This window comes from Halomonas sp. E19, from assembly GCF_052439355.1.
GTDB lineage: Bacteria > Pseudomonadota > Gammaproteobacteria > Pseudomonadales > Halomonadaceae > Halomonas.
In genome coordinates this window covers 3143579-3166157 of sequence record NZ_JBNFWU010000001.1, presented here as the reverse complement: position 1 = coordinate 3166157, position 22579 = coordinate 3143579, and the positions used below count along the sequence as shown (strand labels likewise).

At 65.0% G+C, this 22579-nt stretch carries 19 protein-coding genes and 4 pseudogenes; 9 read left to right on the top strand and 14 right to left on the bottom strand.

The genetic code is table 11. The features are described 5' to 3' along the window. Nucleotides 1–2: 2 nt before the first annotated feature. The 10 genes and pseudogenes from ACUDAL_RS16550 to argC form a co-directional block, all read right to left on the bottom strand. Nucleotides 3–473 (bottom strand): F0F1 ATP synthase subunit B, encoded by a 471-nt coding sequence (locus ACUDAL_RS16550; protein ID WP_444678897.1) that lies wholly within the window; start codon nt 471–473, stop codon nt 3–5. A 73-nt stretch (nt 474–546) separates the two neighbouring features. Continuing rightward, nucleotides 547–774: a F0F1 ATP synthase subunit C gene (gene atpE / locus ACUDAL_RS16545; protein WP_010625958.1), complete on the bottom strand. Its 228-nt coding sequence runs from the start codon at nt 772–774 to the stop codon at nt 547–549. A gap of 69 nt (nt 775–843) precedes the next feature. After that, nucleotides 844–1674, bottom strand: coding sequence for a F0F1 ATP synthase subunit A (gene atpB, locus ACUDAL_RS16540; protein ID WP_444678896.1), 831 nt, complete (start codon nt 1672–1674; stop codon nt 844–846). Between the two features lie 52 nt (nt 1675–1726). Beyond that, entirely contained in the window at nt 1727–1942 is a 216-nt protein-coding gene (locus ACUDAL_RS16535; RefSeq protein ID WP_444678895.1) for a hypothetical protein, read from the bottom strand. A gap of 333 nt (nt 1943–2275) precedes the next feature. Then, nucleotides 2276–3187, bottom strand: coding sequence for a ParB/RepB/Spo0J family partition protein (locus ACUDAL_RS16530; RefSeq protein ID WP_444678894.1), 912 nt, complete (start codon nt 3185–3187; stop codon nt 2276–2278). 49 nt (nt 3188–3236) lie between these two features. Then, nucleotides 3237–4007: a ParA family protein gene (locus ACUDAL_RS16525; protein ID WP_444678893.1), complete on the bottom strand. Its 771-nt coding sequence runs from the start codon at nt 4005–4007 to the stop codon at nt 3237–3239. A gap of 25 nt (nt 4008–4032) precedes the next feature. After that, nucleotides 4033–4698, bottom strand: a complete 666-nt coding sequence (gene rsmG / locus ACUDAL_RS16520; protein ID WP_444678892.1) for a 16S rRNA (guanine(527)-N(7))-methyltransferase RsmG — start codon at nt 4696–4698, stop codon at nt 4033–4035. Then, nucleotides 4695–6590: a tRNA uridine-5-carboxymethylaminomethyl(34) synthesis enzyme MnmG gene (gene mnmG / locus ACUDAL_RS16515; RefSeq protein ID WP_444678891.1), complete on the bottom strand. Its 1896-nt coding sequence runs from the start codon at nt 6588–6590 to the stop codon at nt 4695–4697. The genes rsmG and mnmG overlap by 4 nt, the downstream gene beginning before the upstream one ends. A 590-nt stretch (nt 6591–7180) precedes the next feature. Next, entirely contained in the window at nt 7181–7534 is a 354-nt protein-coding gene (erpA, locus tag ACUDAL_RS16510; RefSeq protein ID WP_444678890.1) for an iron-sulfur cluster insertion protein ErpA, read from the bottom strand. Between the two features lie 95 nt (nt 7535–7629). Beyond that, a pseudogene (argC, locus tag ACUDAL_RS16505) lies at nt 7630–8663 on the bottom strand (N-acetyl-gamma-glutamyl-phosphate reductase). A gap of 122 nt (nt 8664–8785) precedes the next feature. On the opposite strand from argC, the pseudogene ACUDAL_RS16500 reads away from it, so the two are divergent. The 5 genes and pseudogenes from ACUDAL_RS16500 to ACUDAL_RS16480 all read left to right on the top strand — a co-directional run bounded on the left by ACUDAL_RS16500 (nt 8786) and on the right by ACUDAL_RS16480 (nt 14767). Further along, nucleotides 8786–10542, top strand: a pseudogene (locus tag ACUDAL_RS16500) (chloride channel protein). A gap of 191 nt (nt 10543–10733) precedes the next feature. After that, nucleotides 10734–11165 (top strand): protoporphyrinogen oxidase HemJ, encoded by a 432-nt coding sequence (gene hemJ, locus ACUDAL_RS16495; protein ID WP_444678889.1) that lies wholly within the window; start codon nt 10734–10736, stop codon nt 11163–11165. Nucleotide 11166: 1 nt separating this feature from the next. Next, on the top strand, nt 11167–11985 hold the full coding sequence (gene thiD / locus ACUDAL_RS16490; protein ID WP_444678888.1) for a bifunctional hydroxymethylpyrimidine kinase/phosphomethylpyrimidine kinase: 819 nt from the start codon (nt 11167–11169) through the stop codon (nt 11983–11985). Between the two features lie 230 nt (nt 11986–12215). Continuing rightward, nucleotides 12216–13496, top strand: a complete 1281-nt coding sequence (hemL, locus tag ACUDAL_RS16485) for a glutamate-1-semialdehyde 2,1-aminomutase (RefSeq protein WP_444678887.1) — start codon at nt 12216–12218, stop codon at nt 13494–13496. A 29-nt stretch (nt 13497–13525) separates the two neighbouring features. Then, the gene (locus ACUDAL_RS16480; protein ID WP_444678886.1) at nt 13526–14767 is read left to right on the top strand and encodes an AAA family ATPase; all 1242 of its coding nucleotides are present in this window, start codon (nt 13526–13528) and stop codon (nt 14765–14767) included. A gap of 30 nt (nt 14768–14797) precedes the next feature. Here ACUDAL_RS16480 and ACUDAL_RS16475 read toward each other — a convergent pair whose 3' ends face one another. From ACUDAL_RS16475 to ACUDAL_RS16465, 3 genes are all read right to left on the bottom strand, one after another. Continuing rightward, nucleotides 14798–15487, bottom strand: coding sequence for a LuxR C-terminal-related transcriptional regulator (locus tag ACUDAL_RS16475; RefSeq protein ID WP_444678885.1), 690 nt, complete (start codon nt 15485–15487; stop codon nt 14798–14800). Nucleotides 15488–16007: 520 nt separating this feature from the next. After that, nucleotides 16008–16754, bottom strand: a complete 747-nt coding sequence (locus ACUDAL_RS16470; protein WP_444678884.1) for a sigma 54-interacting transcriptional regulator — start codon at nt 16752–16754, stop codon at nt 16008–16010. Next, entirely contained in the window at nt 16651–17376 is a 726-nt protein-coding gene (locus tag ACUDAL_RS16465; RefSeq protein ID WP_444678883.1) for a sigma 54-interacting transcriptional regulator, read from the bottom strand. The genes ACUDAL_RS16470 and ACUDAL_RS16465 overlap by 104 nt, the downstream gene beginning before the upstream one ends. Before the next feature lie 346 nt (nt 17377–17722). Between ACUDAL_RS16465 and rdgB the strand changes: the two genes are divergently transcribed. The 4 genes and pseudogenes from rdgB to ACUDAL_RS16445 all read left to right on the top strand — a co-directional run bounded on the left by rdgB (nt 17723) and on the right by ACUDAL_RS16445 (nt 21162). Beyond that, complete coding sequence (gene rdgB, locus ACUDAL_RS16460; RefSeq protein WP_444678882.1) at nt 17723–18316, top strand: RdgB/HAM1 family non-canonical purine NTP pyrophosphatase; 594 nt, start codon at nt 17723–17725, stop codon at nt 18314–18316. Beyond that, nucleotides 18313–19496, top strand: a pseudogene (gene hemW, locus ACUDAL_RS16455) (radical SAM family heme chaperone HemW). The gene rdgB and the pseudogene hemW overlap by 4 nt, the downstream one beginning before the upstream one ends. Nucleotides 19497–19527: 31 nt before the next feature. Next, nucleotides 19528–20205: an OmpA family protein gene (locus tag ACUDAL_RS16450; protein WP_444678881.1), complete on the top strand. Its 678-nt coding sequence runs from the start codon at nt 19528–19530 to the stop codon at nt 20203–20205. Between the two features lie 109 nt (nt 20206–20314). Continuing rightward, nucleotides 20315–21162, top strand: a pseudogene (locus ACUDAL_RS16445) (23S rRNA (adenine(2030)-N(6))-methyltransferase RlmJ). A gap of 10 nt (nt 21163–21172) precedes the next feature. On the opposite strand, the gene mnmE reads toward ACUDAL_RS16445, so the two are convergent. Next, the gene (gene mnmE, locus ACUDAL_RS16440) at nt 21173–22543 is read right to left on the bottom strand and encodes a tRNA uridine-5-carboxymethylaminomethyl(34) synthesis GTPase MnmE (protein ID WP_444678880.1); all 1371 of its coding nucleotides are present in this window, start codon (nt 22541–22543) and stop codon (nt 21173–21175) included. Nucleotides 22544–22579 lie beyond the last annotated feature (36 nt).

Sequence of the window (22579 nt, the reverse complement as noted above, 5' to 3'; positions counted from 1 at the left end):
CTTCACAGTTCGGCAGCAAGCTTGTCGAGCAGCTTGCGGTGTGCCTTCTCGTCGATGGAGGCTTCCAGAACACGCTCGGCACCGACGATGGCAAGGGTTGCCACCTGGGCGCGAAGCTCTTCCTTGGCGCGATTGATTTCCTGGTCGATCTCGGCACGGGCGCCAGCGACCAGGCGCTCGCCTTCGGCACGGGCCTGCTCGCGGGCTTCCTCGATCATCTGAGTGGAGCGCTTGTGCGCCTGCTCGAGAATCTGTGAGGCCTGCTCCTTGCTCTCGCGCAGCGTCTGAGCCGCCTGCTCCTGAGCAAGCTCGAGGTCGCGGGAAGCCCGGCTGGCCGCGTCGAGGCCATCGGCGATCTTCTTCTGGCGCTCGTGGAGCGCAGTGCTGATCGGCGGCCACACGTACTTGATGCAGAACCAGACAAAGATCGCAAACGCGATCGTCTGCCCGATAAGCGTCATGTTGATATTCACGGGTATGTACCTCTGACGGGTTCGTGGCGACCGGATAGAAGCGAACCGAGCGCCTCAGCGCTCGGTGCTGTCATTAACCGGCAACGACGAAGATCAGGTACATCGCGATACCGACGCCGATCATCGGCACGGCGTCAAGCAGACCGGCCATGATGAAGGTACGAGTCTGCAGCTGGTCGCCCAGCTCAGGCTGGCGAGCGGTGGACTCGAGCAGCTTGCCGCCCAGCATGGCGAAGCCGATGCCGGTAGCCAGGGCGCTAACGCTGATGATGATGGCGGCGGCAAGGTAGACGATTTCCATGATGTTGCTCCTACTAGTTTGATGGTGAGGTCGGGTTTCGAGTTACTGCGTTTGCAAAGGTTGCTTGGTTCAGTGGTGTTCGTGCGCGGCACTCAGGTACACGAGCGTCAGCGTCGTGAAGATGAAGGCCTGCAGCGTCACCACCAGGATGTGGAAAATGGCCCACGGCACGTCGAGCACCCAGATCGCCCAGAACGGCAGCAGCGCGATCAGGATGAAGATCACCTCGCCGGCAAACATGTTGCCGAACAGTCGCAGCGCCAGGCTGATCGGCTTGACGATCAGGCCGACGATTTCGAGGATCAGGTTGAACGGAATCAGCAGCCAGTGGTTGAACGGCGTGAGCGACAGCTCCTTGGCGAAGCCGCTGGCCCCCTTGGCCTTGATGCTGTAGTAGACGATCAGGATGAACACGCCCAGCGCCATGCCGAGGGTGGCGTTGACGTCGGTGGTCGGCACGATCTTCATGTACTCGAAGCCGAGGCGGGCGAACAGCTCGGGGAAGTAGTCGACCGGAATGATCTTGAGCGTGTTCATCAGCAGGATCCACATGAACAGCGTCAGCGCGATCGGCGCGATATGGGGATTCTTGCCGTGGAAGGTGGCGCGGGTCAGGTTCTCGATGAACTCGATGACCATCTCGACCGCATTCTGCAGCCCGCCGGGAACCCCGGTGGTGGCCACTTGCCCCGCCTTGCGGAATAACCAGAGGAACAGCGCCCCCATAGCGATCGACCAGCCCATGGTGTCGAGGTGAATCGCCCAGAAGCCCATTTCGGCAGCCTCGGTGGAGCTGCTGGCGATCTTCCAGCCGAGTTCGGGATGGTTGCCGAAGGTCAGGTTCTGAAGGTGGTGCTGTATGTAATAGATCGCGGATATTTCATTATCTGCTGCTGCCATACGCTGCTACCTCAGGTTCGTTGGGTCGGCCTGTCACGCACGAGCCATGGGGTCAGCCAGTGCATGAGTTGCGCCGCCACATATGCGACAAAGAAAAAGCCGGGTTTGAAGGGGGCACTGTCACGAACACGATCGCGAACAGTGCCACCGTCAAACCGAACTTCCCCATGGCTGCCTGATAGAGGTTCATCACGCTGACCCGTGGCCGCCGCCCATCCCGCACCCGCTGGCCGCGCCACACGAAGTAGAGCGAGGGCAGCAGCGCCACCAGTCCACCCGTCACCGCGGACAGCCCCCTTCCGGGCCGTGCCGCAGGCCAGCCAGCAATGCGATGATCAGGATTGCCAGACCCTGAGCCAGGAACAGGCGGGTGTAGTCCAAGCGCCGGCGCCTCATGGCAATGTTTCTGTGCATCCTGTCGACATTCCTGCCCTGCCGTGGCAGGGCTGGGAGCCGGCGTAGCCGAGCGTGACACTCAGGCAAACAACGGCGGATTATAGGGAAGCGCCTCACCCCTTCAACCGGACAAGGAGCTTTTGCGCATGAATGCTGTGGCTTTGCGACCAAAGATGAACGCAATTGTCGACACAGCGGGCACTACCTAGCGAATGTGCTCCAGAATGCCGTCCAGCTCGTCAAGACTGGAGTAGCGAATCGTCAGCCGCCCCTTGCCGCCGCGGCCATGCTGGATCTTGACCGGCGCACCCAGCAGCTCGCCGAGGCGAGACTCCAGGCGCGACACATCGGGGCTGACGGCAGGGCTTTCGCCCTTCTTCGGTTCGCCCTGGGTCAGGCGTTTCACCAAGGCCTCGGTGTCGCGCACGGTGAGATCCTTGTTGACCACCTCATGGGCGGCGCGCCGCTGCTTGGCGGGCGACAGTACCAGCAGCGCCCTGGCGTGGCCCATGTCGAGATCGCCGCGCTCGAGCAGCGTCTGCACCTCGGGGTCGAGCGCCAGCAGGCGCAGCAGGTTGGCCACCTGGGCGCGGGACTTGCCGACCGCATCGGCGACCTGCTGCTGGGTCAGCGCAAACTCCTCCAGCAGGCGCTTGAGCGCCAGCGCCTCCTCCACCGGGTTGAGGTTCTCGCGCTGGATGTTCTCGATCAGGGCCAGGGCCAGGGCGACCTCGTCGCTGACCTCGCGGATCACCGCCGGGATGGTGTCGAGCTCGGCCAGCTGAGCGGCGCGCCAGCGCCGCTCGCCGGCGATGATCTCGTAGCGCGATTCGCCGATGGGGCGTACCACGATCGGCTGCATCACGCCCTGGGCGCGGATGGAGTCGGCGAGTTCCTCCAGGGCTTCCGGCTGGATATCGCGCCGCGGCTGGTACTTGCCGCGGCACAGCTGGACCAGCGGCAGGCGCTCGAGGCGCTCCGGAGCGGGAGCTGCCGCGGGCGCCTGGGCCGCGCCGGGCGAGGCCTCCTGCTCGGGCAGCTCGAGGCTCTCGCGGCGGCGCGAACCGGCACCGATCAAGGCGTCCAGGCCGCGGCCCAAGGCGCGTTTTCGCGTCATCTACTTTCCCTCATCATGACGAGCGGACACGACAGGTGGAGGCCTGGCACTACAGCGACAGGCGACGAATCAGTTCCTTGGCCAGCACCCGGTGGGCCTGGCTGCCGCGCGAGAAGCGCGCGTACTTGGTCACCGGCAAGCCATGGCTGGGGGCCTCGGCCACCCGCACGTTGCGCGGGATGGTGGTCTTGAGCAGGGCGTCGCCGAAGTAGTCGCGCAGCTGCTTGGAGACATCCCGGGTGAGGCTGTTGCGGGCATCGAACATGGTGCGCAGGATGCCGTCGATGGCCAGCGCCGGGTTCACGCTGTCCTTGATCTGCTCCACGGTGTCAAGCAGCGCCGAGAGCCCTTCCAGGGCGTAGAACTCGCACTGCAGCGGGATCAGCACGCCATGGGCGGCGGTCAGCGCATTGACGGTGAGCATGTTGAGCGACGGCGGGCAGTCGATCAGCACCACGTCGTATTCGCCGGCCACGCTGGCCAGGGCCTCGGCAAGGCGGCGCTCGCGCCCTTCGGCAAGCTCGAGCAGCTCCACCTCGGCGGCGGTCAGGTCGCCGTTGCCGGGCAGCAGCGAGTAGCCGGCGGCAGGGCAGTCGAGCATCACCTCGGCGGCGCTCTTCTCGCCCAGCAACAGGTCGAGCACGCTGCCCTCCAGGCTGTGCTTGTCGACGCCGCTGCCCATGGTCGCGTGCCCCTGGGGGTCCAGGTCGACCAGCAGCACGCGGCGATCCAGGGCGGCGAGACTGGCAGCCAGGTTGACGGTGGTGGTGGTCTTGCCCACGCCACCCTTCTGGTTGGTCAAGGCGATTATCCGGGTCACGGCGATATCCTTGCGTCGATGCCGCTCAATCACGGCCTGGGTTGGAATCGGATCGCTCGACAATCACAAGCTGACGCTCACCCGAACTGAACGGCACCCGGTAGGCATGGCGTTCTCGAATCACCGTCCCGGCGGGGAGTTCGGCCAGCTCCTCCTCGACCGCCGGCCCCTTCATCGCCAGCCAGCGGCCTTGAGCGGCCAGCAACGGCTCGGTGAGGCGCAGGAAGTCGCCCAGGCTGGCGAAGGCGCGCGAGATCACCTGCAGGTAGCCGCCGGAGCGCGGCGTAAACGCTTCGACCCGGGCCTGCACGGGGGTGACATTGCCAAGCCCCAGCTCCATGACCGCCTGGCGCTGGAAGCGCACCTTCTTGCCGTTGCTGTCGAGCAGGGTGACCGCGAGCTCCGGCTCAAGGATTGCCAGCACCAGGCCCGGCAGGCCGGGGCCGGCGCCGACGTCGAGCAGCGGCGCATCGCTGACGAAGGGCAGCACCGCGGCGCTATCGAGCAGATGCCTGGCCACCATCTCATCGGGTGAACGTACCGCGGTGAGGTTATAGGCGCGATTCCACTTGTGCAACAGTTCGACCAGCCGCAGCAGGCGTTCGCGCTGCTGCGCATCGACGCGAATCGTCAGCTGTTCAAGGCCGTCGTCAAGCCGTGTTTCCACCAAGGGCGAGATCGCGTGGCTCATGCTTGGCTCACCCGGTTGTCCTCGAGCAGGCGGCGCTTCTTCAGGTGGATCAGCAGGATCGATACCGCGGCGGGCGTCACCCCGGAAATCCGCGAGGCCTGGGCCAGCGTCTCGGGACGCGCCTCGGCGAGCTTCTGGCGGATCTCGTGGGACAAGCCCTCGACCCTGGCGTAGTCGAGATCGGTGGGCAGCGGCGTGGCCTCGTGGCGCTTGAGCTTGTCGATCTCGTCCTGCTGACGGTCGATGTAGCCCTGGTACTTGGCCTGGATCTGCACCTGTTCAGCCACCGCTTCATCATCCACGGGCTCGCCGGCGAGGTGGGCCACGTCGGCATAGCCGAGCTCGGGGCGCTTGAGCAGATCGAGCAGGCTGTACTCGCGGGCCAGCGACTTGCCGGTCCTGGTCTCGATGGCCTCGGCAGCGGCCGTGCCGGGCTGTACCCAGCTGGCCTTGAGCCGGGCGCTCTCGCGCTCGATCGCCTCACGCTTGGCGCTGAACGCGGCCCAGCGAACGTCGTCGACCAGCCCCAGCTCGCGGCCGGCCTCGGTGAGGCGCAGGTCGGCGTTGTCCTCGCGCAGCAGCAGCCGGTACTCGGCGCGCGAGGTGAACATGCGGTAGGGCTCCTTGGTGCCTAGCGTGATCAGGTCATCGACCAGCACGCCGAGGTAGGCCTCGTCGCGGCGCGGATGCCAGCTGGCCAGCCCCTTGGCGCGGCGCGCGGCATTGAGGCCTGCCAGCAGCCCCTGGGCGCCGGCCTCTTCGTAGCCGGTGGTGCCGTTGATCTGTCCGGCGAAGAACAGGTTGTGGATGAATTTGGTTTCCAGCGAGTGTTTGAGATCGCGTGGATCGAAGAAATCGTACTCGATGGCGTAGCCGGGCCGGGTGATATGGGCGTTCTCGAGGCCCTTGATCGAGCGCACCACCTGTAGCTGCACGTCGAAGGGCAGCGAGGTGGAGATGCCGTTGGGGTAGAGCTCGTGGGTATCGAGGCCTTCGGGCTCGATGAACACCTGGTGGCTCGCCTTGTCGGCGAAGCGGTGCACCTTGTCCTCGATCGACGGACAGTAGCGCGGGCCAACGCCCTCGATCACGCCGGAGTACATCGGCGAGCGGTCGAGATTGGCGAAGATGATCTCGTGGGTGCGCTCGTTGGTGTGCGCAATGTGGCAGCTCACCTGGCGCGGGTGCATGTCGCGGCTGCCCAGGTAGGACATCACCGGGGTGGGCGAGTCGCCCGGCTGCTCCTCGAGCACCGAGAAGTCGACGCTTTTGGCATCCAGCCGCGGCGGGGTGCCGGTCTTGAGCCGGTCGACCCGGAACGGCAGCGCGCGCAGGCGTTCGGCCAGGGCGTTCGAGGGCGGATCGCCGGCGCGCCCACCGCGGCTCTGTTCGAGGCCGATATGAATCACGCCGCCAAGGAAGGTGCCGGTGCACAGCACCACGCTCTCGCTCAGGAAGCGGATGCCGGTTTCGGTGACTACGCCGCGTACGCTGTCGCCTTCGACGATCAGGTCCCCCGCCGCCTGCTGGAATAGTGTCAGGTTGGCCTGGTTTTCCAGCATGCCGCGAATCGCTGCCTTGTAGCGCACGCGGTCGGCCTGGGCGCGAGTGGCGCGCACGGCAGGGCCCTTGCGGCCGTTGAGCACACGGAACTGGATGCCACCGAGATCGGTGGCCAGGCCCATGGCACCGCCCAGTGCATCGATCTCCTTGACCAGATGACTCTTGCCGATCCCGCCAATGGCGGGATTGCAGGACATCTGGCCCAAGGTCTCGATGTTGTGGGTCAGCAGCAGGGTCTGACAGCCCATGCGGGCGGAGGCCAGGGCGGCTTCGGTTCCCGCATGGCCGCCGCCGATGACGATTACGTCAAAGCGGTCGGGATACTCCAAGGTGCACCTCGTTGCGCTGCGCGCGGATATTGCCGGGGATCGAAAATAGCCTGGCAGTATAAACCCCCTGTGGGTAAGCGTCAGGGGTTTTCCACACCCCGTTTTTCGTCCTTCGGTAAACAAATAAAATAAGAAGAGTTAAAAGAGAAGTTCTGTTGTGGTTGTAACTACTAGTGTGGATAGATTCAGTGGATAAGGAGTAATTAACTTTTAAACTCAATAAGTTGCCTTGTTGACTTTTGCGCTGGAAAAGGGCGGACTGCCTCTGGGTCTCCGGTGTCCAGCCTGTGGATGAAAGCACGAGTTGCCCACAGCCCCGGCGATCCCCCGTTTTTCCACCGCCCCCTACCGCGCTTGTTACCGCGACTGTGAACACCGGCGTCAGATCGGTTGAAACGGCGGGGTCATGCGTCCTGTCGGCAGGTTGGACTTGCCAGGGCCGAAAAGTTATCCACAGACGAAAAAACCCCGCCGGAGCGGGGTTTTTCGTTATTCGCGTTAAACAGTGTCGCGTTGGCCAGGCCTATCGGCGTAGGTGGTAGGCCGAGCTGGGATGCGTTGCCGCTGGTCAGGGTGATGCGGCAGTGCCCTCACACCATGAAGGAGGCGCCGCAGCCGCAGGTGGTGGTGGCGTTGGGGTTCTGGACCAGGAAACGCGCCCCGGCGAGCCCCTCCTCGTAGTTTACCGTGGAGCCGACGAGGTACTGGTAGGAGAGCTCGTCGACCACCAGGGCGACGTCGCCGAAGGCGATCACGGTGTCGTCGTCGCCCACGGCGTCGGCGAAATCGAAGCCGTACTGGAAGCCGGAGCAGCCGCCTCCCGTGACATACACCCGCAGCTTGAGCTCGGGATTGCCTTGTTCCGCGATGAGCGCCTGGAGCCGCTGGCGTGCGGCTGCAGTGAGCATCATGGGCGTAGGCGTGAACGTTTCTGCGCCGCTCATGGGCATCCTCCCCTGAGCCGAAAATGAATGGTCTGACGGTGAATTATCCACAAACCCGAGCAAAAGGGTCAACTATTGCTCGGGATGCGTCGCCTTCAGGGCATCATGGCCGGCGCCTGGAGCCCGGCGCTCTCGTCGAAGCCGAACATCAGGTTGAGGTTCTGAATGGCCTGCCCCGAGGCACCCTTGACCAGGTTGTCGATGACGGAGAGCACCACCACGGTGTCGCCGTTCCCCGGGCGATGCACCGCCAGGCGGCACAGGTTGGCGCCCTTCACGCTGCGGGTTTCCGGGTGGCTGCCGGCGGGCATCACGTCGACGAAGGGTTCGTTGGCAAAGCGCCGTTCGAACAGCGCCTGCAGGTCGCCGGGCTCGCCGGTCAGGCGGCCATAGAGGGTGGCATGAATGCCGCGAATCATCGGCGTGAGGTGAGGAATGAAGGTCAACCCGACCGGGCCCTGGGCGGCATCGCCGAGACCCTGACGAATCTCCGGCAGGTGGCGGTGGCCGCCGGCGGCGTAGGCCTTCATCGATTCGCTGGCCTCGGCCAGCAGCGAGGGCACCTTGGCGCCGCGGCCGGCGCCGGTGACGCCGGACTTGCAGTCGGCAATGAGATGCCCGGCGTCGATCAGGCCGGCTTCGAGCAGCGGCAGCAGCCCCAGCTGCACCGCGGTGGGGTAGCAGCCGGGCACGGCGATCAGACGCGCCTGACGAATGCGCTCGCGGTGCATCTCGGGCAGGCCGTACACGGCTTCTTCGAGCAGCTCCGGGGCGCCGTGAGGCTGGCCGTACCACTCGGCCCACACCTCGGCGTCGCGCAGGCGGAAGTCGGCGGAGAGGTCGATCACCCGGGTACCCCGCTCGAGCAGCTCGCCGGCCAGGGCATGGGCGACGCCGTGGGGGTGGCGAAGAATACCGCATCGCAGGCGCCCAGGCGTTCGGCATCGGGTTCGCTGAAGGTCAGGCTGTCGTAATGGCCACGCAGGTTGGGATACATGTCGCAGACGCGCACCCCGGCCTCGGATCGGGAAGTGATGGCGTCGATCTCGACATGCGGATGCTGGGCCAGCAGCCTGAGCAGCTCGACCCCGGTGTAGCCGGTACCACCAACGATTCCAACCTTGATCACGATGGGCTCCTTCATGGGTTGCCTGAAGCACGGCGGCCGGAACTGGGCCACCCTGCTCGGATATGATACACAAGAGTGCCGGGCACCACCCAGCCAACCGCCACCGCCGTACAGGACGCCACGTGCCACAGCCACCCCGCCTTGACTTCAGCCTGGAAGGCTTTCGTCGTCAGCTGGCCAATGTCGATGCGCTGCCCCAGCTCTGCGTGCTGGGCGTGGTGTCGGGCATCCTGACCGGGGCGCTGATGGTCGGGTTTCGCCTGCTGCTCGATCTCGCCGCCCTGGGCTACATGCCGAATGGGAACCATGAGGCCTTCGAGGGGCTGCCTCCCTGGGTACGCGCTGCGCTGCCCCTGCTGGCGGTGCTGGTCATCGGCGTGGGCCTGTGGCGCCAGCCGGCGGCGGCGCGCAAGCTGGGCGTGGGCCATGTGATCGAGCGCCTGACCTACCACCAGGGGCGCTTTCCGCTGCGCAACTGGCTCAATCAATGGTGGGTCGGGGCGGTGTCGGTGCTCGGTGGGCTCTCCGCCGGCCGCGAGGGACCCGCGATCCACCTGGGGGCCGCTGCGGCCAGCGGCATGGGACAGCGTCTCCGGCTACCCCACAATAGCCTGCGCGTGCTGGTGGCGTGCGGCACGGCGGCAGGTATCTCGGCCTCGTTCAACACGCCCATTGCCGGGGTCATCTTTGCCATGGAAGTGGTGATGATGGAGTACACCATTGCGGGCTTCATGCCGGTGATCCTGGCGTCCACCATGGGCGCGCTGGTGGCCATGCTGGTCTACGGCTCCGAGCCGGCCTTCCAGGTGCCGAGCGTGAGCCTCGGTTCGCTGTGGAACCTGCCCTGGATCGTGGTGACGGCACTGTTCATCGGCCTGCTGGCGGGGCTTTTCATCCATGTGGCGCGAAGCGAGCGCATCGCCGGCCTGCCCGTGTGGCTGCGTCTGGCGCTGGTGGCGCTGGCCACCGGCATGGTGGCCTGGTGGTACCCGCAGGTGCAGGGGATCGGCTATGACAGCCTGGCAGCGTCGCTGACCGATTCGCTGAGCATGGACGTGCTGCTGGTGCTGGTGGTTGCCAAGCTGCTGCTGACCGCGCTTACCGTGGCCAGCGGCATTCCCATCGGCATCATCGGGCCCATGCTGGTGGTGGGGGCGGCGGCCGGCGCCCTGGCCGGGCTCGTGGCGGCCTGGGTGTCGCCGCAGCTGGCCGGCGAGACCGGCTTCTACGCCATGCTGGGTATGGCGGCCATGATGGGCGCGGTGCTGCAGGCGCCGCTCGCGGCACTAATGGCGCTGCTGGAGCTCACCCACAACCCCAACATCATCCTGCCCGGCATGCTGGCCGTGGTGGTCTCCGGCCTGACGGCAAGGCAGCTGTGCCGCTGCGAGGGCTTTTTCATCAGCGTCACCCGGCATGGACTGCACCCCTGCAGCAGCCACTGATGCAGGCGCTGTCACGCGTCTCTGTGCCGGCCGTGATGGAGCGCAGCCTGGTCACCACGCCGCGCATGGTGACGCGCGAGCGTGCGCTGCGCTTGCTCAATGCCAAGCCGACCTGGATCCTGATCCTGCGCTCGACGGATGACAAGCCTACGCTGGCGCTGAAGGCAGCCGACCTGGCACGGGCGCTGATGGACGAGAGCGAGCTGGCGGAGGCGCAACAGCAGGAGGGCTTGATCGATCTGCTCGAAATACCGGGTCAGCGTCTGGAGATGGCGCCGATCCACCTCCAGGCAACGCTCTCCGAGGCCTTCGAGCAAATCGAGGAGCGTGCGGTCGATGCCCTCTACGTGGAGCAGGGGCGCCACCCGAAGACGAAGCGAATTTCGGGTATCATCACCCGCGGTGCCATCGAACGGTACTATTCATTGAAGTGAGGTCGTTGAAGTGAGGTCGTTGAAGTGAGGTCGTTGAAGTGAGGTCGTTGAAGTGAGGTCGTTGAAGTGAGGTCGTTGAAGTGAGGTCGTTGAAGTGAGGTCGTTGAAGTGAGGTGATCGCCGCCCTTTCTCCAGACGGCGGTGTACCTTTGTCTGCTGCCTGTTTCCTTTTTCGCTGCTTGGGAGAGCACATGTACCTGTGGCTCAAGGCTCTGCATATCGTGGCCGTGGTGACCTGGTTCGCCGCGCTGTTCTACCTGCCGCGCCTGTTCGTCTACCACGCCATGGCGCGTGACAAGGGCGAGCAGCAGGCGATCGACCACTTTCTGGTCATGGAGCGCAAGCTCTATCGGGGCATCATGACGCCCTCCATGGTGGCGGTGCTCGGCCTCGGCTTCGGCCTGCTCTACCTGATGCCGCATTGGCTCGGCATGGGCTGGATGCATGTCAAGCTTCTGCTGGTGGTGGTGCTGGTGGCCTACCACCATGTCTGCCTGATCTACCTGAAGCAGTTCGCCCAGGGGCGCTGCACCAAGAGTCATGTGTTCTTCCGCTGGTTCAACGAGCTGCCGGTCATTGCCCTGCTGGCGATCGTGGTGCTGGCGGTGCTGAAGCCCTTCTGACATGGCGCTGGACGCTGGCGCTTCGAACCACCCGCCGGTGGTGCTGGTACTGGCCGGCCATGACCCGACAGGCGGGGCGGGGCTGGTTGCCGACAGTGAGGCGATTGCCGCCTGCGGTGGCTGGGCGTTGACGGTGCCGACCGCGCTGACGGTGCAGAACTGCCGCGACGTGCAGCGCGTGCAGGCGGTCACTCCCGAGCTGATACGCGAGATGGCCGCCGCGCTGAATGACTTTCCCGTCACCGCCATCAAGGTGGGGCTGCTCACGCACCCCGAGACGCTGGAGGCGGTGGCCGAGATCATCGGCGCCTTCCCCGGCGTGCCGGTGGTCGTCGACCCGGTGCTCAAGGCCGGGGGAAGAGAGTTATCCACAGCCGCGCTGCTCGAGGCGTTTCGCCGCCGCCTGCTGCCGCTTGTGGATATTCTCACGCCCAATCGCCAGGAATTGATGCGCCTTGCCGGCGTTGCAGGAGGCGACGATTCGGCTCGGGCGGCGGTCCTGCTCGAGCAGGGGTGCGGTGGGGTGCTGGTGACCGGCACCGACACGCCCGGCAGCGAGGTGCCCGCCGAGAGCGTCGAGCATGCGCTTTATGGGCAGGGCGAGGTGCGTCGCTGGCGCTGGCCGCGGCTGCCGGGCAGCTACCACGGCTCGGGCTGTACGCTGGCCGCGGCGCTGGCCGCCCGCCTGGCGGCGGGAGAGTCCTTGTCCGAGGCCTGCGCACAGGCCCAGGCCTTCACCTGGCAGGCACTGGAGGCAGGCTGGCAGCCCGGCCGCGACCAGGCGTTGCCCCGGCGTGGCCTTGCGCCCCGGGCGGCTTGATCGAAGGCAAGACATCGCCGACTACCGCCTTGCGGCGCTGGCCATGCGAGGTGCAAGCTCAGAGAATGTCGCCAGCGTCGATGGAAACGCCAAGCTGTGGGCAAGTTCACCGCTTCTCCACCGACAGTGACAAGGTTATCCAAGAAGTTATCCAAGAAAATATCCACAGCCTGAAGCCGTCAGGCCGCTCCGTTTTGGAGTGCGATTTTCGACCCAGCCACGAGGTTTCCATGACCACATCCGCAACGCTCTTCGAACAGGCCTGCCGGCATATTCCCGGAGGCGTCAACTCCCCGGTTCGCGCCTTCAAGGGGCTGCATCGACCGCCGGTGTTCATTGAGCGTGCCCAGGGTGCCTATCTGTTCGATGTCGAAGGCAAGCGCTACGTCGACTACGTCGGCTCGTGGGGGCCGATGATCACCGGCCATGCTGACCCGGACGTACTGGATGCCGTGCGTCGCCGGCTGGACAACGGGCTCTCCTTCGGCACGCCGACGGCCATCGAGACCACCATGGCCGACCTAATCTGCGAGATGATCCCCTCCATCGAGATGGTCCGCATGGTCAATTCCGGCACCGAGGCCACCATGTCGGCGATTCGCCTGGCACGCGGCTTCACCGGACGTGACAAGATCGTCAAGTTCGAAGGTAACTACCACGGCCACTCCGACTCGCTGCTGGTCAAGGCCGGTTCGGGTGCGCTGACCCACGGCGAGCCGAGCTCCCCGGGCGTGCCGGCATCGCTTGCCGCCCATACCCTGACGCTGCCCTACAACGATCTCGATGCCGTCGAAGCCTGCTTCGAGGAGATGGGCGGCGAGATCGCCTGCATCATCGTCGAGCCGGTGGCCGGCAACATGAACTGTATCCCGCCGCAGCCCGGTTTCCTGGAAACCCTGCGTCAGGTTTGCACAGAGCATGGCAGTGTGCTGATCTTTGATGAGGTGATGACGGGCTTCCGGGTCGCCATGGGCGGTGCCCAGGCGCACTTCGGCATCGAGCCCGACCTGACCTGTCTGGGCAAGATCGTCGGTGGCGGCATGCCGGTAGGCGCCTTTGGCGGCAAGCGCGAGATCATGGCGCATATCTCGCCGCTGGGGCCGGTGTACCAGGCGGGCACCCTGTCGGGTAACCCGCTGGCCATGGCGGCCGGTATCGCCCTGCTGACCAAGCTGCGCGAACCCGGCTTCCATAACGCCCTGGCCCAGCGGGTGGACACCCTCTGTCATGGGCTGCAGGAGCGCGCCGATGCGGCCGGGATCGACATGATCACCCAGCGGGTCGGCGGCATGTTCGGGCTGTTCTTCACCGGGCAGACGCGGGTCGACAACTTCGCCCAGGCAACGGCCTGTGATGCCGAGGCGTTTCGTCGCTTCTTCGCCGCCATGCTTGAGGAAGGCGTCTACCTGGCGCCATCGGCCTACGAGGCGGGGTTCATGTCCAGCGCCCATACGCCGGAGGACATCCAGCTGACCCTGGATGCCGCCGAGAAGGCCTTCGCGGCCATGTAGACGAAGTCACGCACAGGCAAGGAGCGACCATGAGTGAACGACCAGCGAAACCCGACTGCGACTCTACCGATACGCTCAGCCTGGATGAGCTGATCGATTCGCTGGTGGCATCGCACCTTGCGCTGGTCGATGACCTGCCCTATGCCGGCGCCTCGGGCTCGCTGACGGCGACGCGTGCCCTGGTCGCTGACGAATTCGCTACCCTGGAACGCCGGCTGAGCGGCGAAGAGGATGCCACACGGCTCGCGCGGTTGAAGGTATGGCTGGAGCAGGAACTGGCGAGACTGGCGCCCTACTTTGCCGAGCGCAGCGAACCGCGGTTCAGCTGGGTCGCCGGCCGCCCGCTCATGTCGCTGTGTGATCAGCAGCGTCTGGTGATGGTCAATGCGCTGGATCTCGACCCGTCGGATCCAATGGCGACCCGCCGCCTGGACCGAGGCTTCGACATCGTCTCGCTGCTGGTGGGGCTCTACGTGCGCGGCGAGACCCGCCTGGCGCACTATGCACTGGATCGCTACCTGTGCCTGACCGGCGATTACGCACTGACGCGGCTGATTTCGGTGTTCGCCGTCTGTCGCTCGCTGAGTGGCGCGCGCCGGGCGTTGCAGCGGTGGGATACGGGTGCCGAAACCCAGGCCTTTCACTTGGCTGAGATGCTGACCGAGAGCCGCCAGTACCTTGATCTGGCCGAGCGGGTTTCCGAGTTCCGCTTCCCTCCCTTGATTATCGGCGTCGGCGTGTCGGGCAGCGGCAAGAGCCGTTTCATGGCCGAGGTGGTCGAGCGGCTGGGAGCGGTACGCCTCAGTTCGGACGCCGAGCGGCGGCGCCTGTATGGAATCGATCCACAGGAGGTCGTGCCCAATCCTCCTGTGGATATCTTTTCCGAGCAAGCCACCGAGCGCACCTACCATCGCCTGGCGGCGCTCTCGGGCGTGCTGCTAAATGCCGGCATTGCCACCTGTGTCGATGCGACCTGTCTGACGCGGGCCCAGCGGCGGCTGCTGCGCCAGCAAGGTGAAGCGCGTGGGTTGCCGGTGCTGATCGTCAGCTTCGAAGCGGACGATGCCACCCTCGAGGCGCGTATCATCAAGCGTGCACGCCAACAGGAGGTGGATGAAACCACCAGCCTGGAGGTGTTGCGCCTTCAGCAGCGGCTGTTCGAACCCTTCGACGACGAAGAGCGCCAGCACCTGGTGCATATCGACACCACGGCCGCGAATGCCACCGATACCCTGGCGGCGCTAATACAGCAGCGTGTGTTTACGGTGTGACGCCTGTGCTGAACGGCCCCTCCGGGCCGTTCAGGCCATGCGTTTCTCGTCGTGCCGGTTTTCGCGCTTGAAGCTCACCGGCACGCTGAACAGGTTACGTCGGGCCCAGTTCATGGCCTGCAACCGGTTGTGCACCTTGATCTTGCGGAAGATGTTGTAGAGGTGTGACTTGACCGTATGCTCGCTGACGAACAGCTTTTCGGCGATTTCTGAATTCGTCGAGCCGGTGCCGAGCAAACCGATGATCTCCATCTCGCGCTGCGTCAGCCCGCAGGCCGGGCGGTAGGAGTTCATCTGCTGGCGGCGCAGCAGCTCGATCATGCGCGACATGAGTGAGCGCGACATCCACAGGTTGTCCTTCTGCAGCGCCTGGATCCCCTTGCAAATCAGGTCGATGCTGTCGTCGCGGTAGAAGATACCCTGCAGGTTGAGCGCCGAGAGAAGCTCGACGGCATGGTCTTCGCCACGCACATTGAAGGCCGCGAGGCTGAGCGCTTCCTTCTCTTCCGCCAGGGCCTGCCACTTCTGCATGTTGCTTTCACTAACGTGGTCCAGATCGAGAATGATCAGCGTGGCGTTGTCGTGATCGATGAGGCTGGATTCCTCTTCGGACACCGCAACGATCTTGTGTTCGATCTTTTCCTGTAAGTGTTCGATAAAGAATTTCGACTGCGGGTTGATATCGGTAACGAGCAGAATCTGTCCTTCCATGATACCCATACTAGACCTCCTTCCCCATATTCGCTCTTGTTTATGTAATGATACGTAAGCAGACTCATTGAGTCTCGATTAAATTAAATGACTTTTCTAATAGGTTTTTTCATGATAGGGCCAAGCCACCTCATGAGTTTATTAAAGCTGCACAGTTTTCTATAAAATCCATTTTTATCAGATGGTTAAATTATTTCCATGATCCCTGTAAACCGCGGTTCCAATGTGATCATACAAGGGTGAGCGTTTTTATCAACCCTTATAAGCAATGTATCATTTGGTTTGCACTTGCTTTCTTCCAGCTTTCTCATTCTTCTGAATTCGTCGCATCAGACGGTTATGAACGCCCTGGTATTGGCCGTTTCGATTTTTTGTTTCTGATTAGTTACATTCACATTTGAAACGTTACAAAGCGCCAGCAGTATGAGAGCGTCACACTTCGAACAGCGCACGGCAGGCAAGATCGCGTTCCCATGGGCCTTCACCGCCTGGGTCGGACGCTGCTTGCATGTCCGCGGCCGTCGCCGGCTCAAGGCGACGCGCCCGGCTCTGGCTCACCCCTGCGGTCCAAGGCGTGCTTCTCCATCAGCCGGTAGAGGGTCACACGCGAGACCCCGAGTTCGTCGGCCGCTTTCTTTATCTTGTACTGGCTGCGGTTGAGGGCATTCAGCAGTACCTCTCTTTCCGCCACGTTGCGTGCCTCTTCCAGCGTGATGATGTGGCGGTTCGAGCTGCGTCTTTCCAGGCCAAGATCGGCCGGCTTTATCAGTCGCTGCTCGCACATGACCATGGCGCGGCGCACCCGGTTGACCAGTTCGCGCAGGTTACCCGGCCAGGCATACCGCTTCATGAGCACCAGCGCCTCCTGGCTGAAGCCCCTGACGCAGGGCGATTTCTCCTGTGCATAGTCGCGGAAGATGGCGTGGGCCAGTGGCTCGATATCCTCCTGCCGTTCCCTCAAGGGCGGTACTTCCACTTCGAGTACCCGTAAGCGGTGGTAGAGGTCGGGGCGAAAGTGGCCCGCTTCCATGGCCACTTCCAGGTCGGCATGGGTCGAGGCGATCACTCGCACATCGAAGGGGACGAGTCGCCCTGTTTCAGGATCCGGCAGGGCGCCGCGCTCGATCAGGTGCAGCAGGTCGTGCTGTGCTTGCGCCGAGAGCTCGCTGACTTCATCGAGAAAGAGCGTGCCCCCTGCAGCCTGGGCCAGGGGCTTGGCCGGCTGGTCGTGGCTGGCGGTAGGCCCCGAAGCGGCAGTATTGCTTTCGCCGCGCAACCAGCCGACAGGCAAGGTGGCGCAGCTTACCGCGATGAAGCGGCGCCGTTGCCCGTGGTGAACATGCATGGATGGCCCGCGCCACGCGCGCCTTGCCGGTGCCAATCTCGCCGCTCAGGTAGACGGGCGCAGCGATGGCGGCCACGCGTGGAAGGCTGTCGAGCATCTTGCCCATGGCGGGAGAGGCGCACAGCAGCCCCAGCGTCTCGGCCTGGTGTGCGCGTGCCTGGGGCAGTGCCGTGGTGTGTAGGCGCCGCATGGCGACGGCATGCGTCATGAGGCAGTCGATCTGTTCGAGCTGGAAAGGGGCTTGCTGAAAGGCGATGAACAGGTTCGCCATGACCGCCTGCAGGCCGGCATCGGCGGGGAGGTCGCCGTCGACCAGGGCCATCCACGGCAGGTCGGAGCGCAATACCAGCTGCTCCAGCGCCTTTTGTTCGGGAAGGTCGGCCGGGTTCAGGCAGTACAGGCCGGCAGCGTATTCCTCAAAGGAGAGAGGAAGGGTCTGGGGCGAGTCGCTTACCGCATCCACCGCCCACCCCCTGGCTTTCATGTCATCAATGAAGCCTGGCGGGTGACTGCCGAGAGAGCCCACCACCAGTAGTTTGGCCTTGTCTTCCATCTCGATGCATTCCTTTTTCGCTTCACGATGGGTGCCTGGTTGGCGTCATTCCCGGCTGTCTTAAGGCCAACCCTACGGCTGAGCGGCAGCGGAGGTGCCTGACGTACGCTACGTTTCCAGTGGCTCCGGCTGCAAAAACACTGTTTCGGAAAATCCTTGTTAAGATAGGTTACATTAGCGTTCGCAACAACCCTCGCTCCTGAGCGATGCGCATGACGGGAGCCTAAGCCCAAACGGGCTGCGGTTGCCCCTATTGGCGGCAGTTCAGCTGGCCTGCGTGCTCGTGTACCATGCATGTCGTCATGCCTCAGCCTTAAGGAACTGCCGTGCCCTCCAAGACGAACTGGTGCTTGCCAGCGGTAACCCGGGAAAGCTTCGCGAGTTTGCCCAACTGCTGGGCGGGCTTGGGCTCAAGGTGCGTCCGCAGTCGGACTTCGGGGTGCACGACGTCGAAGAAACAGGGCTCACCTTCGTCGAAAATGCGCTGCTCAAGGCGCGCGAGGCGAGTCGCGTCAGCGGCCTGCCGGCGCTGGCTGACGATTCGGGGCTGGAAGTCGATGCGCTGGACGGCCAGCCGGGCATCTACTCGGCTCGCTATGCCGGCGAGCCCAAGAGCGATGCGCGCAACAACCAGAAACTGCTCGATGCCCTGGCCGCGGTGCCGACAGCGCAGCGCACGGGGCGCTACTGGTGCGTGCTGGTGCTGTTGCGCCATGCCGAGGACCCGGTGCCGCTCATCGTTCAGCAGCGCTGGGACGGCCAACTGCTCGAGGCGCCGCGTGGTGAAGGCGGCTTCGGCTATGATGCGCTGTTCTGGCTGCCGGAGCAGGGCAGGAGCGTTGCCGAGCTGAGCGCCGAAGACAAGAACCGCTTGAGCCACCGTGGTCGCGCCTTGCGCGAGCTGATGGCAGCACTGCGCGCATCGCCGGGCTACCTGTGACAGCAAGCTTGCCGCCGCTATCGCTCTATGTGCACGTGCCCTGGTGCGTGCGCAAATGCCCCTACTGCGACTTCAATTCACACGCGGTCGGTCGTAGCGATGCGCTGCCCGAGGCGGAGTATCTCGAGGCGCTGATCCAGGACCTTGAGGCCGACCTGCCGCTGTGCGAGGGCCGCCCGCTGGCAAGCGTGTTCATCGGTGGCGGTACCCCCAGCCTGATGTCGGCCGAGTTCTATTTCGAGCTGCTGGCGGCGGTCGCCCGGCGCTTGCCCTTGGCAGCCGATATCGAGATCACCCTGGAAGCCAACCCCGGCACGCTTGAGCGCGGCCGTTTCCAAGGCTACCGCCGCGCGGGCATCAATCGTCTTTCCCTCGGCGTGCAGAGCTTCCACGATGGCCAGCTTGCCGCGCTTGGGCGTATCCATTCAGGCGAGGACGCCGTGACGGCCATGCGTGAAGCGCGCCAGGCCGGCTTCGACAACATCAACCTCGACCTGATGCACGGCCTGCCCGAGCAGACCCCGGCCATGGCGCTGGCCGACCTCGAGCGCGCCCTGTCGCTCGAGCCGGAACATCTCTCCTGGTACCAGCTTACGCTGGAGCCCAACACCGCCTTCTTCACCAGCCCGCCCGTCCTGCCCGAGGAAGAGTTGCTGTGGGACATCCAGGACCAGGGCCACGCCTACCTGGAGGCCGCCGGTCTGCGGCGCTACGAGATCTCCGCCTACGCCAGGGCCGGCCGGCGCTCGCGTCACAACCTCAATTACTGGCAGTTCGGCGACTACCTGGGTATCGGTGCCGGCGCCCATGGCAAGCTCAGCCGGCGGAATACGGCGGGCGATTGGCAGATCGAGCGGCGCTGGAAGAGCCGGCAGCCCCAGGCCTATCTGCGCCGGCGCAACGACTCCCAAGGGTTCATCGCCGGCAGCCGGGCGATCGAAGCGGCAGAGCTGCCGCTGGAGTTCTGCATGAACGCGCTGCGGCTGGTCGACGGCGTGCCGGCCTCGGCCTGGTCGTCGCATACCGGCCAGGCCTGGATGGCGCTTGAGAGCCGCCTCGGCGAGGCGCGTAAAAAGGACTTCTCATGGAAGATGACGAACGACTTCAGCCGACCCCCCAAGGTCTATTATTCTTGAACGAACTGCTGGCTCTCGTTGACCATCAGCCCGATACCCCTTGACCTCGTTACCCTGAGTTTTCGGAGAGACTTCATGTCCAAGACCCATCGCCTCCTCGTGCCGGTTGCCGCTGCACTGCTGCTGGTGGGCTGTGCCACCACCGACCCCTATTCCGGCCAGACCCAGCGTTCCAGCACCATGACGGGTGCCGGCGTGGGTGCCGCGGTCGGTGCGGCCGCCGGTGCGCTGTCCGGCAGTGGCAGCACCAGCCGTCGCGATCGTGCGCTGATCGGAGCCGCCGTGGGTGCGGCCGCCGGTGCCGGTATCGGCGCCTACATGGATCGCCAGGAAGAGCAGCTGCGCGAGAGCATGCGCGGTACCGGGGTCGACGTCGACCGCCGCGGCGACGATATCGTGCTCAACATGCCCAGCGGCGTGACCTTCGGCTTCGACTCCAGCGAGCTGACCATGAACGCCCGCAACGCGCTCAACGACGTGGCGGCGGTGCTCACCCAGTACACCGATACCCGGGTGAACATTGCCGGGCACACCGACAGCACCGGCAGCGCCGACTACAACCAGCGCCTTTCCGAGCGTCGCGCGCAGGCGGTGGGCAACTACCTGGCCCAGTCGGGCGTGGCCCGGCAGCGCCTCTACATGACCGGTTACGGCATGAGCCAGCCGGTGGCCAGCAACGCCACGGAAGAGGGCCGCGCCCAGAACCGTCGCGTCGAGATCACGCTGTCGCCGATCGAGTCGCAGTTCCAGTAATCGCCTGCCCGTTTCGTCGAAAGGCCCGCTGACGCTGTCAGCGGGCGCTTCGGCGTACAGGCCATGCCAAGCTTGCCGGAGGCCCTCCGGCGGCGAGAGGTTGCCATTCATGCTCTCCTACCAGCATGCCTACCACGCCGGCAACTTTGCCGATGTGCACAAGCATCTCACCCTGCTGGCGGTGCTGCGCCACCTGCAGCGCAAGGCGTCGCCCATCACCTTCGTCGATACCCATGCGGGACGCGGCCTCTACCCGCTGCAGGCCAGCGAGACCCAGCGCTTGGGCGAGTATCGCCAGGGCGTGCTGCCGCTGTGGAACGAACGGGCGGTGCTGCGCGATGAAACGCTGCTTGGCGCCTGGCTGCAGGCGTTGGAAAGCGCGCAGGGCAAAACGAAGACGCTGGCCTGCTATCCGGGGTCGCCCTGGTGGTTGGGCCAGGCGCTGCGCGAGCAGGACCGGCTGTGGCTTTACGAACTGCATCCTGGCGAGCATGATCACCTGGCCCGCCAGGCGGGCGTGGCTGCCCATGCCCGGCGCATCCATGGCGATGGGTTGAAGGGGCTGCTGGCGAACCTGCCGGTGGCGACCCCGCGGCTATGCGTGCTGATCGACCCGAGCTACGAGCGCAAGACGGAATACGACGAGGTGGCCGAGACGGTGATCCAGGCGATGCGCAAGGTGCGCCATGGTGTTGTCTTGGTGTGGTATCCGCTGCTGCCGGCCGCGCGTCACCTGGCGCTGCTGGAGGCGCTGCGCGACGGCGGGCTGCGCAAGATCTGGCGCAGCGAGCTGAGCCTGCACCCGGCTGGCGAGGAGCGCGGCATGTACGGCAGTGGCATGCTGGTGATCAATCCGCCCTGGGGCTGGCCGAACAGCTCACCGACGCCATGCAGCGCATCGCACCGCTGCTCGGCGAAGCCAGCCGCCACGCTGCCGGCTGGTGGGTGGAGGAGTAGGGCGACCGCCTTACTTGCCGATGCAGAAGCTGCCGAAGATCTCGCCCAGCAGGTCGTCGGCGCTGAACTCCCCGGTGATCTCGGCCAGCGCCTGCTGGGCGTCGCGCAGGTCCTCGGCCAGCAGTTCGCCGGCCCCGTAGCCCGATAGCTGCTCCTCGCCGTTGGTGAGCGCTCGCTGCGCCCGATCCAGGGCGTCGAGATGGCGCCGGCGCGCCGAGAATCGGCCTTCCGTCGCGCCAAGCCCCATGATCGTCTTGAGGTGCCCCTTAAGGCTCTCGATGCCCGCGCCGGTCTTGGCCGACAGTCGTACCACCGGCGTGGCGCCACCCGCCGGGTCGAATCCGGCAGGCTCCTGGCTGGCGTCGATCTTGTTGCGCACCAGGGTCAGGCGTGACGGGTCGGGCAGCCGCTCGACGAATTCGGGCCAGATCGCCATCGGGTCGGTGGCCTCGGTGGTGGCGGCGTCCACCAGCAGCAGCACGCGATCGGCCTGCTCGATCTCGGCCCAGGCGCGGGCCACGCCGATCTGCTCCACGGCGTCCGGGGTGTCGCGCAGCCCGGCGGTGTCGATGATATGCAGCGGCATGCCATCCAGGTGAATGTGCTCGCGCAGCACGTCCCGCGTGGTACCGGCGATATCGGTGACGATGGCGGTTTCCTGCTGGGTCAGGGCGTTGAGCAGGCTCGATTTGCCTGCGTTGGGCCGCCCGGCGATCACCACGTTCATCCCTTCGCGCATCAGCGCGCCCTGGCCGGCTTCGTCGCGCACCCGGGCCAGTTCGTCCTTCACACCCTGTAGTTGCTCGGCGACCTTGCCGTCGGCGAGGAAATCGATCTCCTCTTCGGGAAAGTCGATCGCTGCTTCCACATAGATCCGCAGTTCGATCAGTCGTTGAACCAGGGCATCGACCTGGCGGGAGAACTCACCCTGCAGCGAGCGCAAGGCATTCTCGGCGGCCTGGCGCGAACTGGCGTCGATCAGATCGGCGATGGCTTCGGCCTGGGCCAGGTCGAGCTTGTCGTTGAGGAAGGCGCGTTCCGAGAACTCGCCCGGGCGGGCCAGGCGAGCGCCTAGCTGAACGCAGCGTTCCAGCAACAGGTCCATGATCACCGGGCCGCCGTGGCCCTGCAGCTCCAGCACGTCTTCGCCGGTGAACGACTGGGGGCCGGCGAAGAACAGCGCGATGCCCTCGTCGATCAGCGTGTCGGCGCCATGGAAAGGGCCGTAGTGGGCGTATCGAGGTGCAGGGCAGCGCCCTACCATGGCCTCGGCGATGCTCGCGCACAGCGGGCCGGAGACGCGCACGATGCCGACGCCGCCGCGACCGGGCGGGGTGGCCAGTGCCGCGATGGTGTCCTCGGAATAGAGACGCTGGGACATGGGAGCTCACCGTGAGAGAAGGGGCCGACGCAGGCA

Bases quoted from the DNA above. Each gene is read 5' to 3' on its own strand.
- atpE (WP_010625958.1), bottom strand. From the start codon at position 774: ATGGAAATCGTCTACCTTGCCGCCGCCATCATCATCAGCGTTAGCGCC.
- ACUDAL_RS16465 (WP_444678883.1), bottom strand. From the start codon at position 17,376: ATGGAAGACAAGGCCAAACTACTGGTGGTGGGCTCTCTCGGCAGTCAC.
- ACUDAL_RS16475 (WP_444678885.1), bottom strand. From the start codon at position 15,487: ATGGGTATCATGGAAGGACAGATTCTGCTCGTTACCGATATCAACCCG.
- mnmE (WP_444678880.1), bottom strand. From the start codon at position 22,543: ATGTCCCAGCGTCTCTATTCCGAGGACACCATCGCGGCACTGGCCACC.
- atpB (WP_444678896.1), bottom strand. From the start codon at position 1,674: ATGGCAGCAGCAGATAATGAAATATCCGCGATCTATTACATACAGCAC.
- ACUDAL_RS16530 (WP_444678894.1), bottom strand. From the start codon at position 3,187: ATGACGCGAAAACGCGCCTTGGGCCGCGGCCTGGACGCCTTGATCGGT.
- rsmG (WP_444678892.1), bottom strand. From the start codon at position 4,698: ATGAGCCACGCGATCTCGCCCTTGGTGGAAACACGGCTTGACGACGGC.
- hemL (WP_444678887.1), top strand. From the start codon at position 12,216: ATGACCACATCCGCAACGCTCTTCGAACAGGCCTGCCGGCATATTCCC.
- erpA (WP_444678890.1), bottom strand. From the start codon at position 7,534: ATGAGCGGCGCAGAAACGTTCACGCCTACGCCCATGATGCTCACTGCA.
- thiD (WP_444678888.1), top strand. From the start codon at position 11,167: ATGGCGCTGGACGCTGGCGCTTCGAACCACCCGCCGGTGGTGCTGGTA.
- ACUDAL_RS16480 (WP_444678886.1), top strand. From the start codon at position 13,526: ATGAGTGAACGACCAGCGAAACCCGACTGCGACTCTACCGATACGCTC.
- hemJ (WP_444678889.1), top strand. From the start codon at position 10,734: ATGTACCTGTGGCTCAAGGCTCTGCATATCGTGGCCGTGGTGACCTGG.
- ACUDAL_RS16450 (WP_444678881.1), top strand. From the start codon at position 19,528: ATGTCCAAGACCCATCGCCTCCTCGTGCCGGTTGCCGCTGCACTGCTG.